The sequence below is a fragment of the Frankia umida genome (assembly GCF_023242945.1).
GTDB lineage: Bacteria > Actinomycetota > Actinomycetes > Frankiales > Frankiaceae > Frankia > Frankia umida.
The window spans coordinates 48,014-60,394 of the sequence record NZ_JALKFT010000023.1 but is presented as its reverse complement, the minus strand read 5'-3'; the positions used below and the strand labels follow the sequence as shown (position 1 = coordinate 60,394).

Genomic DNA, 12,381 nt, shown 5'->3' with positions numbered 1-12,381 from the left:
GCGCCGCGCGGCCGATGCGATGCGTGCGGCCCGTGCGGCCCGTGCGGTGCGTGCGGTGCGTGCGGTGCGTGCGGTGCGACGAGCCGGGCCGCCACTGGTGGTCCTGGCAGTCGTCATCGGCATCTGGTACGCCGTGACCTACCTCGCGCTGGCGCCCCGCCGGCGTTTCCTGCTGCCGCCACCACACGAGGTCGTCACCGACGGGTTCGGGGACTGGACCACCTTCCACGAGACCCTGGTGGCGCTGGGCGCGACGGCGAAGGTCGCGCTCGTGGGGCTCGCCATCGCCGCCGCCCTCGGGATGGTCTTCGCCGTGCTGATGAGCCAGGCGGGTTGGATCGAGCGGTCGTTCTACCCCTGGGCGGTGGCACTCCAGACGATCCCCATCCTCGCGATCGTGCCGCTGATCGGGTTCTGGCTGGGCTACGGCTTCTGGTCACGTACCGTCGTGTGCGTCCTGGTCGCGCTGTTCCCCATCATCACGAACACCCTGTTCGGGCTCCAGTCAACCGACGCCGGGCAGCATGACCTGTTCACGCTGCGCCAGGCCGGCCGCTGGGCCAGGCTCGTGTACCTCGAGGTCCCCAGCGCGCTGCCCGCGGTGTTCACCGGGCTCCGTATCTCCGCCGGCCTGTCGGTCATCGGCGCGATCGTCGGTGACTTCTTCTTCCGTCAGGGGCAGCGGGGCCTGGGCAGCCTCATCGACGACTACACCCAGCGTCTCCAGTCCGCACCACTGTTCGCCGCGATCATGGTCTCGGCCCTGTTCGGACTGGCGCTGTTCTGGCTGTTCGGCCTGGCCGCCCGGCTGGCCATCGGCTCCTGGCACACCCCGCGCCGCAGGTCCTGACCCATCCCGGCTCCAGCGGCCAGCCGGGCGACACACCGTTACCCTCCACCCACATGTAGTAACTCCATGTGACGATCGGGCCCCGCTCGGCCTCCTCCGGACCGCGCCGCGGCGGGCGTCCGATCCGCCGACCGTCCGCTGACTCGCGGAACCGGAGCGGAGCCTGAAGCCAGCTCGAGGAGCGCGTCGTGCCCGCCCTGTTCTCGTCTGATGTGCTCCGGTGGCGACCCGCCGCCCGAGGCCGCCCGGCCCGCCAGGTGGCCGGGCGGGCGCTTCTCGCCGCGCTCCTCACCCTCGGTCTGCTCGCCACGGCTGGCACGTCCGCCATGGCGGCGGCACCCGAGGATGCGTCGATCTCGATCGCCGCGAGCGTCTCCCCCACCGAGTTCACCACCAATCGCACCGCGCTGACCTTCACGTTCGTGGTCACCAACACGGGCACGGTGCCCCTCACCAACGTCCGGGTCGAGAGTTTCACGGCGTGGTACGGGCTGTACACGACCTGCCCGCGGAGCACCCTCGACCCGGGCGCGTCGATGAACTGCACGGCCCCCTACTCCGCCTCCGGCCGCGACTTCACCCTCAACCAGGTGTTCGGTGCGGGGCAGGCGACCGGCCAACCCCCGTCGGGCCCGGCGGTCTTCTCCACCTGGGAATCGGCCCGTGCCTACCGGTCGCTGTTCAACGATGACATCGATCTGCAGAAGTCCGCGGCGCAGTATCGGTTCACCGCGGCGGGCCAGCGCCTCGACTACAGCTACCGGATCACCAACAACACCGATGCCCCGCTCACCGAGGTGACCGTGCACGACTCCTACCCCGGCCTGTCACCCGTTCACTGCCCCACCACCACCCTCGCCGCGGGCGCCCGGATCATCTGCACCGTCTCCTACCTGACAACCGAGGAGGACGTCATCCGCGGCCAGGTGAGCAACTACGCCTACGTCTCCGGTGTCACCCCCAGCGGCGCGACCTACTTCTCGATCACGCAATCCGTGATCGTGTCGAAGATCGGGACGTCCGGGCTGACCGTGGCGAAAGCGGTCGCCCCGGCGACGTTTCGCGGAGCCGGTGAAACACTGACCTACCAGTACCTGCTCACCAACACCGGCACCTTCAACGCGCTCACGAACATCGCGGTGCTCGACCCGCACCCCGGCACCAGCCCGGTGCGGTGCGCAGGCACCGACCTGGCACCGTCGGAGAGCATGATCTGCACGGCCACCTACGTCACGACCTGCGCGGACGTCGCGGCCGGCTCGATCACCGACATCGCCGCGGCGACCGCCACAATCGAGTTCGGCCCCCAGATCGCGAGCCTTCCGGCGACCGCGACGGCCAGCTACCGCCCCGTGCTGGACGTGACCCGTCCGTTCCCGCCGATCTGCCTGCCCGTCGTGCACCTTCCACCCGTCACGGTGGGGCCGTTCCCGTTCCCCTCGATCGCACTCCCACCATGGACGATCGGTAACCCGGCGGCCCTCGCCCTCGGGTGACGGGGAAACGGTGTTCTGCTCAGGCCGGATCGTCGATGTAGGCGGCGGCCTGGAGGGTGAAGAGTTCGGCGTACTGGCCGTCGAGCGCCATAAGTTCACGGTGGGTGCCGGATTCGGTGATCCGGCCGTCGTCGACGAAGATGATCCGGTCGGCCTGGCGCACCGTGGAGAAACGGTGCGAGATGTAGAACGCGGTGCGGCCGGTCGCCAGGGCCCGCAGCCGGGTGAAAAGGTCGTGCTCCGCGCGGGCGTCGAGAGCGGAGCTCGGCTCGTCGAGGACGAGGATGCGAGCGGAGCGCATGAACCCGCGGGCGAGGGCCACCTTCTGCCATTCACCACCGGAGAGATCCACCCCTTTGCCGAACCAGCGGCTCAGCGACGTGTCATAGCCGTACGGGAGCTTGCGGATGAAGCTGTCCGAGCCGCCGTCCCGGCCGGCCTGCTCGATGCGCGGCCGGTCCGACAGCGCGTCGAGTTCACCCAGACCGATGTTCTCCGCGGCGCTGGCCTGGAAGGAGACGTGGTCCTGGAAGACGGCGCCGATCTGGGCGCGCAGCGCGTCGACGTCCACGTCGGCGAGGTCGACGCCGTCGATGAGGACCCGGCCGCTGTCCGGTACGTAGAGCCGACACAGCAGTTTGATCAGGGTCGACTTGCCGGCGCCGTTGCGCCCGACGATCGCGATCGTCTCCCCCGCGTCGACCTCGAAACTCATCTCGTCCAGCGCCAGGACATCCGTGCCCGGGTAACGGAACGTGACCCGGTCGAAGACGACACGTCCACGCAACGGTGTCGGCAGGCGGGCCAGCGGCGGTACCAGTGCCGGCGCGGCCCCCTCGACGGCCTCGACCGCCACCCGCTTCGCCCGTCGGGCGGCCTGCTGCTCGGCCTCGGTCGGTGTCGCCAACAGCTGGTACAGGTCGTCGACATACAGGTTGTTCTCGTACATCTCGGTGAGGGAGCCGAGGATGTTCGACACGCCGCTCTGCACACTGATCGAGGCCGTGCCGTAGAGGGTGAGATCGCCGAGCGTGAGTCGTCCCGCGGCGGCCTGCAACGCGACGTAGAGATAGCTGCCCGAACGCGCCACCTCCGCGAGCATGCTCCAGCCCAGCTCGGCGAGCTGGCGACGGATGACGATCTCACGCTGGCGCTGGTTGTAGTTGGTCAGGAGCAACCGGAACCGCTCCACCAGATAGGGGCCAAGGTTGAAGATCCGGATTTCCTTGGCATCGTGGTTCGTGGTCAGCACCTGCTGCAGGTAGAAGATCCGCCGGCTGACCGGCGATGCCCACCGGCTGCGCTGATAGGCCCGCCGGCCGTACCGGGTGTCGACGATGAACGCCGGGATCGGCGCCACCAGCACGATCAGACCGAGCAGCGGGTTCAGGCTGACCAACAGGCCGATCATGCTGACGAAGGTGACCACGGTCTGCAGGAGTCCGAAGAACGTGGTGAGCATGGCGAACGGGCGGCCACCCTGCTGTGACGCTCGTTGCAACAGGTCATACGACTCGGACTCCTCGAAGAAACCCAGTTCGAGCTGGCTTGCCTTCTCGACGACCAGCGTCTCCACGGTGAGCTCGAGCTGGTCGGACAGGACGCGCTGCACGATGCCGCGTGCCGCCGAGAGAACCTGACTGAGGGTGGACACCACGAACTGGATGACGACGAGCCAGCACACCACCTGGTTGCCGGTGAGCGTCGCCACCCGAGGCCGACCGGGCAGCGGCAGGTACAACGACGCCCGGTCGGGCTGGTCACCGGCGTGAATCTGGACCGCGTGCACCACCGCGTCGACGAGCAGCTGGGCGGTCGAGGCCGTCAGCGCCGGGAACAGGCCCACGACCACGGTGAGCAGCGCGAGGAACACCGTCGCCGACGGGCTCGCCCGCCAGCACAACCGGAGCACCCGCGGCAACCCGGCGGCCGTGGCCCGGGCGCTCGCCGCGGCGGCACGCACCCGTCCACGCCAGGGAAGCCGCGGCGGCGACGGTGGATCCGGAATGTCGACCGGCCCGGTGAACCCGCTGGGCAGCATCGACTCGTCGATCTCCGGCTCATCCCGGCGATAGCGACGCCGACGGCCAGGCATCCGGCCACCTCTCCCCCGAACCGCTCATCCCCCGCACGGCTCACACCCGCTCCACCGCGGCATCATCTTCCTGGTTACGCGTCTCCCGGTCTCACCGTTTGCGCCATATTCGTCCGCGCCGCATCGCGGGCCAGCGGGACGGACACGTCCAGGAGCTGACAGGGTCGGCCTGGCGCGGGGGTGTCCGCGGACGGAAGATCGCCGTTAGGCTGAAACCATGGCCGGCTCGTTCGCCGCGGTGGCCCGCGGCTGGTCCATCCCGGGTGCTGGTCGCGTGGTCCGCGTGGGGCGCCGGACGTTGGCGGAGTCGGTGTATCTGCTGACGGGGCCGGTCAGCGCGGTCGCGGGTGTGCTGGCCGTGGTCGCCGGTCTGTGTGTGGGGCTGCTGGGCCGGCTCGTCGCGCGAACGCCGGTCGTGGCCGGTGCCGCGGTGCCGGTGTACTGGTCGGCCGATCTGGAGTGGTGGCGGATCGACCGGGTCCGCACGGCGACACCCGACCAGCGGCAGGGACGGCGGCGGTCGGGGGCGGGCGGCGACGCCGGGGCGGGCACGGGGTGCTGGCTCAGTCTGGCGCACGCGGTGTTGCTGCCGCCCGTCGCGCTGGTCACCGCTGTGGTCACGGCGCTGTGGTGGATCGTCGGCCTCGGCGCCGCGACGACCGCGGTCCGCAACTGGGGTACGGCCGCGGGAACACCACCGCCGATGACACTGCGCGCCGGTGGCGGCCCCTACCACGTCGACGTGAGCCTGGGCCTGACCACACCGACCACGCGGATGCTCTTCGGTACGGTGCTCGGGCTGCTGCTGGTGCTGGCCGTACCCCTGTTGACCAGGTCATGTGTGGCCGTCCAGGCAGGTCTTGGACGGGCCCTGCTCACGGACGTCTCCCCGCGGCAGCGCCGCATCCGCGGGCTCGAACGGGAGCGGGACACCGCCCGGGAGCAGACCGCCGCCGCGCTGAGCGCCGAGGCGGTGGCGCTGCGCCGGCTCGAACGCGACATCCATGACGGGCCGCAGCAACGTCTGGTCCGGCTGGCGATGGAACTGGGCCGCGCGCAGCGCCACTTCGACCGCAGGCCCGAGACCGTGCGGGAAGCACTCGCCGATGCCATGATCCAGGCCGAGGAGGCGTTGGCGGAGCTACGGGCCCTGTCCAGGGGCATCGCCCCGCCGATCCTCGTCGATCGCGGCCTGCGGGCGGCGCTCGCCGAACTCGCCCTGCGCGCCACGGTTCCCGTCCACCTCGACGCGGGAGGTCCGGGAGGTCCGGGAGGTCCGGGAACCGCACCAGCCGCGGGCGATCGGCCGGCGGCGGCAGTCGAGACGGCCGCGTACTTCGTCGTCTCCGAGGCGCTGACCAACGTCGCCAAGCACAGCCAGGCCGGCCACTGCGTGATCGGGCTGCGCCAGGAGGCGGACCTGCTGCGGATCTGGGTGACCGACGACGGCCGCGGCGGCGCCGCGTTCGACAAGGGCCACGGTCTGCGCGGCCTGCGGGACCGGGTGTGCGCGGTCGGCGGACGGCTGCACCTGACCAGCCCACCTGGCGGCCCGACGACGATCACCGCGGAGCTGCCGTGCCGCTGACGGCCGCCGGCGCGACACCGGACGGGCGATCCGCGCCCGAGGGTGGGCTGCGGATCGTCGTGGCCGACGACGCCGTGCTGTTGCGGGAGGGCCTCATCCGGCTGCTCGCCGAGGAGGGCCATCAGGTGGTGGCCGCCGTCGGGGACGCCCCGTCCCTGGTCGAGGCGGTGCTGCGGCATCGCCCGGATGTCAGCGTCGTCGACGTTCGGATGCCGCCGACGCACACGGACGAGGGTCTACGGGCGGCGATCGAGGTCCGCGCACACCTGCCCGGCGCGCCGGTGCTGGTGCTCAGCCAGTACGTCGAGACCTCCTACGCGGCCGACCTGCTCGCGGACGGCTCGGGCGGGATCGGCTACCTGCTCAAGGACCGGGTCGGTCGGGTCGGGGAGTTCCTGGACGTGCTGGAGCGGGTCGCCGGCGGCGCGACGATGCTCGACCCGCAGGTCGTCGCGCGTCTGCTGGACGGGCGGCGGGGCGGCCGGGCGCTGGCGTCGCTGACCGCACGGGAACGGGAACTGCTCGGGCTGATGGCCGAGGGCCATTCGAACACGGCCATCGCCCGGCGGCTGGTGCTGTCCGCGAGCGCCGTCGAAAAGCACATCGGCAACATCTTCGCCAAGCTCGGTCTGCCCCCCGACGACGCCCAGCACCGCCGCGTGCTCGCCGTCCTCGCCCACCTGCGCGCCTGAGCGCCTGAGCGCCTGAGCGCCTGAGCGCGACCGTCCGGCTGACCGGGTGGGGCCTGCCACACCTTGTTTGTCCGGCCTGCTCCGGTGACCAGGCTGCGCGCCCGCGACACCGTGTGATCCATGCTCACACCCTCATCCGACAGGGCTCCCCGGACGCGTCCGGGCCGGTCCACCCGTGGCGTCGCCGGCCCGGCGGGCACCGCGGGCCGTCCGCTGCTGGCACTCGTGCTGGGCGCCGCCGCGCTCCTCGGCGCCTTCGTTCTCGCCCCGAGCCGGCTGGCCGCGGGCGACGCGGACGGCGACCTCGTCACCAACCAGCAGCGCGTCACCGCCGTGCGCGGCGGATTCGTCGAGTACTGGCGTTCCGGCGACCGGCGGCTTTCTCCGCACCTCACCCGAGTCGTCGACTACTGGTATCGCTTCCACCTGGTCAAAGGCCTGGTCTCCGCGCTCCTGCTCACGGTCCTCGTCATACTGACGATCGCGCTCTGGAAGCGTTCCCTGAACACCCGCGGTGCGCCGCGGCGAGCCGGTCTGGTGTCGGCCGGCGTGCTCTCGACAACGCTCGCACTGGTCGCACTGGCGGCGACGATGGCGAACATCCAGGGCGCGGCGGCGCCGTTCTCGTCCCTGCTACCCATGTTGCCGGCGGGACGGACCGACCCGGCACTCGCCGGTGCGCTCGACCAGGCCGCGCACCAGCTGGCCGACACACGCACGGGCACCCCGACCACACCGCCCCTGGACGTGATGACAGCCGACTTCGCCCTGTACCACGTGGTGATGGCCGTGGTCGCCGCGGCCGTGGCCGTCGTCCTGCTGGCCGTCAGCGTGCTGCTGTGGCGAAGGAACCCGGCCGACCAGGCGGCCAAGCGGGTGACACGCGCCTACGCCGCGCTGGCCGCGGTGCTGACCGTGGCGTCGCTCGTCCTCGTCGCGGCGAACGTGAGCGTCGCGGCCCACCCCGGGCCCGCGCTGCTCAGAGCACTCCAGGGCGGCCTGTGAATGGCTGCCGGCCAGCCTGGCTGGACCCATCGGCAGGTGGTGCGCGTGTCCACGCGGCCTTTCTATCCGCAGGCGCTGGTGTCGGTGTGGGCCTGGGTGACGGTGGGTGTGTGGGCACGAACGAAGAAGGCGACGTTGGCTCGGATGGCGGTGTCGAGCTCCGGGGAGTCGAGGTCCGCGGGCGCGGTGAGGGCGAAGGTGCCGAGCTCGGTCATCTGCCAGGAGACTCCGGTGACCAGGGTGAGGTACTGACCGGCGGCGCGAGCGGGGTCGTCGATCGTCAGGGCGCCGGCGTGGGCGAGGCGGGCGAGGCTGCCGATGAGGGCTGGCCAGACGGGCGCGGTGACGCGGGAACGCCACAGGGCGAGCAGTCGCGGGTGGCGGGGGGCCTCGGTCTGGATGAGCAGTCGCAGCGAGGCGGTGGTCGGGCTGGCGAAGACCGCGGTGATCCGCCGGGCGAGGTCGAGGAGGTAGGCGGCCGCGTCCTCAAGGGTGTCCACCCGTGCGGGGAACGTGTTCGTCGCGTCGCGTAGTGCGTCGAGGTTCGCGGAGATCTGCTCGTCAACGACGGCGAGGAAGAGCTTCTCCTTGTCGCCGAAGTGGTTGTAGACGGTCTGCCGGGAGACCGGGGTGGCCGAGGCGATGTCGTCGAGGCTGGTGGCGGCGTAGCCCTGGCGCGCGAAGACGTCGAACGCGGCTCGCATGATCGCCTCACGCTTGGCCAGCCTGCCCCGGCCCAGCGCGGCGACGCTGGCACCCGCTTCGTCGGTGGCCACAGCCACACGCTACCCTCATGGACTCATGTGACTCGAAATCTAGACAGTAGAGTCCAATAATCTAGGCGACTTTGCCTCATAGGGGTCATCGTTCGCCGTCCAGCGAGGGAATGGGAGAAGCAGTGTCGACTCGGAGTCCGCACACGGTGGTCATCGGCGCTGGGCCGGCCGGTCTGACGGCCGCCTACCAGCTGGCCGCTCGCAGCGAGGCCGTCACGGTGTTCGAGGCCGACGACGTGGTCGGCGGGATCAGCCGCACCGTCGAGCGTGACGGCTGGCGCTTCGACATCGGCGGCCACCGGTTCTTCACCAAGGTCGCCTCCGTGGAGGCGCTGTGGCAGGAGATCCTGCCCGCCGAGGACTTCCTGCTCCGACCCCGGATGAGCCGGATCTACTACCAGGGCAAGCTCTACGACTACCCGCTGCGCGCCCTCAACGCCCTGCGCAACCTCGGGCCCGCAACCGCGGCGCTGGCAATCGGGTCCTACGCACGCGCTCGGCTGCGCCCGCCGAAGGACCAGAGCAACTATGAGGCGTGGCTGGTCGCACGCTTCGGCTGGCGACTGTACCGGACGTTCTTCAAGACCTATACCGAGAAGCTGTGGGGAATCCCGGTCAGCGAGATGCCGGCGGACTGGGCCGCGCAGCGGGTGAAGAACCTCTCGCTGTACTCCGCGATCGTCAACGCGGTCCTTCCGAGACGCAACCAGAAGGACATCACCAGTCTGATCGAGGAGTTCCACTATCCGAAGTACGGCCCCGGCATGATGTGGGAGACCTGCCGCGACAAGGTCGAGAAGATGGGTGGAACGGTCACCATGGCCACCACCGTCGCGGCCATCCACCACGAGCGCGGCCGCGCGGTCGCGGTCACCGTCCAGTCGAGGGCAGGTGAGCGGACACGGATACCGGCCGACCAGGTGATCTCCTCGACGCCGCTGTCAGCCCTCGTCCTGGGCATGGATCCGCCAGCACCCGCCCCGGTCATCGAAGCGGCCCATGATCTGCGCTACCGCGACTACCTCACCGTCGCGCTCGTCGTTCCCGCCGAGTTCGGCTTCCCCGACAACTGGATCTACATTCATGACCCGGGTGTCCGGGTCGGCCGGATCCAGAACTACGGTTCCTGGTCGCCGTACCTGGTCAAGGAAGGACGGACCTGCCTCGGCCTGGAGTTCTTCGTCTTCGAGGGCGACGACATGTGGACCAGGCCCGACGACGAGCTGATCGAACTCGCCACCCACGAACTGGAACTGCTCGGGCTCGTCCGCCACGGCGCGGTCGAGTGCGGCTACGTGGTACGCGTACCGAAGGCATACCCGACCTACGACCAGTACTATCGCCACAATGTCGAGATCATCCGAGAATGGATCTCCGAAAACGTCCCGAACGTTCACCCCGTCGGCCGCAACGGCATGCACCGCTACAACAACGCCGACCATTCCATGCTCACCGCGATGCTCACCGTCGAGAACATCCTGGACGGCACCCACCACGACATCTGGACCGTCAACGTCGAAGAGGAATACCACGAGCAGAAGAACACGACCGCGGCCTCCGGCCGGCCAGAAGGCACCGGCCGTGACGCACCCGTCCTCCCGCGACGCGACGCGACCACCGACACCGCCGACAGCCACAGACGCGGCGCACCCTGACGGCCAGGCCAGCGGCCGCCCCGCGGCCGGCGCTCGGTCGGTCGGTCGGTCGGTCGAAGGCGGGTCAGGCGGACGGTGTGGTGTCCGCCTTCCAGCCGCGGAAGGCCGCGAGCAGCCGGTCGCGCATCTCGGGGGGCAGCTCGTCCTGGCGGAGCGTGCCGGTGAGCCGAGCGGTCGTGCGCATCTGGTCGACGTAGGCCTCGCAGCCGTCGCACTGACCGAGATGCTCGGTGACGCGGCGGTGGGTGTCGGCGTCGAGAGCGCCTTCGAGGAAGTCGGTGACGATCTCGACGAGTTCGTCGCAGTCGATCTCCGGGTCCCGGGTCATGTGTGTGCCTCGTTCATGTAGTCCTCCAGCGCCTGGCGCAGCCTGGCCCGTCCGCGGTGCAGCAGCACCCGCTGGTTGCCCGGTGCGAGGTCGAGCAGCGTGCAGACCTCGTCCGCGTCGAGGCCCAGCACGTCACGCAGCTGCACGACGGCCCGTTGGCGGGCCGGGAGCGCGTCGAGCGCGACCCGAAGTCGGTTCCGGACCTCGCCGGACAGCGCCGCCGACTCCGGCAGGTCCCAGGCCAGGGGTGGGGCCGACCAGTGGCCGGCCCACTCGTCGCCGGGTGGCAGGAACCGGTCCGCGGCGACCGTCGGACCTTTGTCGTCGCGGGTGAGGGCGCTGAACGGCACGCTGCGTCGTTCCCGCACGCCCCGCCGCCGGGCGAGGTTGACCAGGATGGCGAACACCCAGGTCCGCAGGCTTGATCGACCTTCGAAGCGGTGCAGGCCGGTCAGCACGGCCAGCCAGGTCTCCTGCACGACGTCCTCGGCCACGGTCCGGCTGGGCACGTAGCCGTTCGCGACCGCGAGCATCGTCGGCGTCCAGCGCTCGACGAGCCCCGCGAAGGCCGCCTCGTCACCGTCGCGCAACGCCCGCACGAGCCGCGCGTCGGCGGAATCGACCGCCGGCCCGGCGGTCCGGGACTGTCGCACCTCCACGAACCGCAAACCTAGGCGGGACAGGCCCGCGCCACAAATCATGCACGTCCCGATCATCGTCAGGGCGCCGGGGCGCGGGGCAGGATCCGTTCGCCGGCCATCCACCGGCTGAGCACCTCCCGGTCGACCATCTGGATGCGGTGACGGTGACCGAAGTCCGTGGCCGCGGCGGTGAACCGGCCCGAGGTGACCAGCAGCGCGACATCGGCACGGTGATCCGTCCACGCGCAGCCGTTGAAGTCCCGCACCGCGGCCGGACCCACCGCGCGACCCGGGTAGTGCTTGCACTGCACCGCGACCCGGGCCATCCGGGGGGTGCGGGCGAGCACATCCACGCCCCCGTCCCCACGGCCTCCGACCACGCGCACCTGCAGGCAGCCGTCACGTCTCAGCAGATCCGCGACATGATGCTCGAACTCGGTCGGATTCAGCCCGTCGACGGCGGCCACGGCCACCCTGCGCCCGCTCTCGCGGATCCTGCGAGCGCGCACGACGAACAACGCCGCGACCGCCGCGAGCACCACGAGAATCCCGGCTGGCAGCGTCCACCAACCCCACGCGTGCACAAGGTCCTGGCCGAGCTTGGCCAGGACGATGCCACCCAGGCCCACCCCCACCAGCCAGAAGGACGCCCGCTCACGCGCCGACGACCTCGCCCGACGCCTCCTCCGCCAGGAGGCTCGAGACGGACGAGCACGGCGAGCGCTCGGGCGTCGTCGACCTACCGGCGAACCCCGACCACCAGAACCCCGAGAGACCACGCGTCTACTATTGGCACATCACGCACCGCAAGGTGGCGCATTCGGCCGGGCTCGGGCGGCTGGTCGGGTGGGGACCGCACCCAGCGTGAGCGGGGCGATCATCTGGCGGTGCGCGCACCGTACCCTCAGGACATGATTTTCATCGTCGTCCGCTGGCCGGTGAAGCCGGAGTTCGCGGACCAGTGGCTCGACATCGTCGCCGACTTCACCGCGAGCACCCAAGCCGAGTCGGGCAACCTGTTCTTCGACTGGTCCCGCAGCACCGAGGACCCCACGACGTACACGCTCGTCGAGGCCTTCGCCGATCAGGACGCGGGCGTCGCGCACGTGAACTCCGGCCACTTCAGGGCGGCCATCGACAAGCTGCCCGACTACGTGAGCGGCACGCCAGAGATCATCAACGTGACGATCCCCGACGCGACCGGCTGGTCGGAGATGGCCGAGGTCAGGCCCCGGCCGTAACCGGGTGTCAAGGC

General features: G+C 70.5%; 12 protein-coding genes. 7 read left to right on the top strand and 5 right to left on the bottom strand.

The window, feature by feature from the left end; translation table 11 throughout:
• Positions 1 to 19 precede the first annotated feature (19 nt).
• Both MXD59_RS19475 and MXD59_RS19470 read left to right on the top strand, forming a co-directional pair.
• Positions 20 to 850: an ABC transporter permease gene (locus tag MXD59_RS19475; RefSeq protein ID WP_372512137.1), complete on the top strand. Its 831-nt coding sequence runs from the start codon at positions 20 to 22 to the stop codon at positions 848 to 850.
• A 188-nt stretch (positions 851 to 1,038) separates the two neighbouring features.
• Positions 1,039 to 2,346 carry a CLIPPER-2 domain-containing protein gene (locus MXD59_RS19470; protein ID WP_248826093.1) on the top strand — a complete coding sequence of 436 codons (1,308 nt, stop codon included), beginning with the start codon at positions 1,039 to 1,041 and terminating at the stop codon, positions 2,344 to 2,346.
• A gap of 19 nt (positions 2,347 to 2,365) precedes the next feature.
• On the opposite strand, the gene MXD59_RS19465 is transcribed toward MXD59_RS19470, so the two are convergent.
• On the bottom strand, positions 2,366 to 4,441 hold the full coding sequence (locus MXD59_RS19465) for an ABC transporter ATP-binding protein (RefSeq protein ID WP_248826092.1): 2,076 nt from the start codon (positions 4,439 to 4,441) through the stop codon (positions 2,366 to 2,368).
• A gap of 217 nt (positions 4,442 to 4,658) precedes the next feature.
• Here MXD59_RS19465 and MXD59_RS19460 point away from each other — a divergent pair, with 217 nt between their 5' ends.
• The 3 genes from MXD59_RS19460 to MXD59_RS19450 all read left to right on the top strand — a co-directional run bounded on the left by MXD59_RS19460 (position 4,659) and on the right by MXD59_RS19450 (position 7,726).
• Positions 4,659 to 6,029 carry a sensor histidine kinase gene (locus MXD59_RS19460; protein WP_248826091.1) on the top strand — a complete coding sequence of 457 codons (1,371 nt, stop codon included), beginning with the start codon at positions 4,659 to 4,661 and terminating at the stop codon, positions 6,027 to 6,029.
• Complete coding sequence (locus MXD59_RS19455) at positions 6,020 to 6,721, top strand: LuxR C-terminal-related transcriptional regulator (protein ID WP_248826090.1); 702 nt, start codon at positions 6,020 to 6,022, stop codon at positions 6,719 to 6,721. Before MXD59_RS19460 ends, MXD59_RS19455 begins: the two co-directional genes overlap by 10 nt.
• Before the next feature lie 120 nt (positions 6,722 to 6,841).
• Positions 6,842 to 7,726, top strand: coding sequence for a hypothetical protein (locus tag MXD59_RS19450; RefSeq protein WP_248826089.1), 885 nt, complete (start codon positions 6,842 to 6,844; stop codon positions 7,724 to 7,726).
• Positions 7,727 to 7,788: 62 nt separating this feature from the next.
• Here MXD59_RS19450 and MXD59_RS19445 read toward each other — a convergent pair whose 3' ends face one another.
• Positions 7,789 to 8,502 (bottom strand): TetR/AcrR family transcriptional regulator, encoded by a 714-nt coding sequence (locus MXD59_RS19445; protein WP_308301742.1) that lies wholly within the window; start codon positions 8,500 to 8,502, stop codon positions 7,789 to 7,791.
• A gap of 122 nt (positions 8,503 to 8,624) precedes the next feature.
• Here MXD59_RS19445 and MXD59_RS19440 point away from each other — a divergent pair, with 122 nt between their 5' ends.
• Positions 8,625 to 10,157 carry an NAD(P)/FAD-dependent oxidoreductase gene (locus tag MXD59_RS19440; RefSeq protein ID WP_248826087.1) on the top strand — a complete coding sequence of 511 codons (1,533 nt, stop codon included), beginning with the start codon at positions 8,625 to 8,627 and terminating at the stop codon, positions 10,155 to 10,157.
• A gap of 64 nt (positions 10,158 to 10,221) precedes the next feature.
• Here MXD59_RS19440 and MXD59_RS19435 read toward each other — a convergent pair whose 3' ends face one another.
• From MXD59_RS19435 to MXD59_RS19425, 3 genes are read right to left on the bottom strand one after another with little or no spacing between them, the layout of a single operon-like run.
• Positions 10,222 to 10,485: an anti-sigma factor family protein gene (locus MXD59_RS19435; RefSeq protein ID WP_248814859.1), complete on the bottom strand. Its 264-nt coding sequence runs from the start codon at positions 10,483 to 10,485 to the stop codon at positions 10,222 to 10,224.
• Positions 10,482 to 11,144: an RNA polymerase sigma factor gene (locus MXD59_RS19430; RefSeq protein WP_248826086.1), complete on the bottom strand. Its 663-nt coding sequence runs from the start codon at positions 11,142 to 11,144 to the stop codon at positions 10,482 to 10,484. Before MXD59_RS19430 ends, MXD59_RS19435 begins: the two co-directional genes overlap by 4 nt.
• Positions 11,145 to 11,203: 59 nt before the next feature.
• On the bottom strand, positions 11,204 to 11,761 hold the full coding sequence (locus MXD59_RS19425; protein ID WP_248826085.1) for a restriction endonuclease: 558 nt from the start codon (positions 11,759 to 11,761) through the stop codon (positions 11,204 to 11,206).
• A gap of 252 nt (positions 11,762 to 12,013) precedes the next feature.
• On the opposite strand from MXD59_RS19425, the gene MXD59_RS19420 reads away from it, so the two are divergent.
• The gene (locus tag MXD59_RS19420) at positions 12,014 to 12,367 is read left to right on the top strand and encodes a putative quinol monooxygenase (protein ID WP_248826084.1); all 354 of its coding nucleotides are present in this window, start codon (positions 12,014 to 12,016) and stop codon (positions 12,365 to 12,367) included.
• Positions 12,368 to 12,381 lie beyond the last annotated feature (14 nt).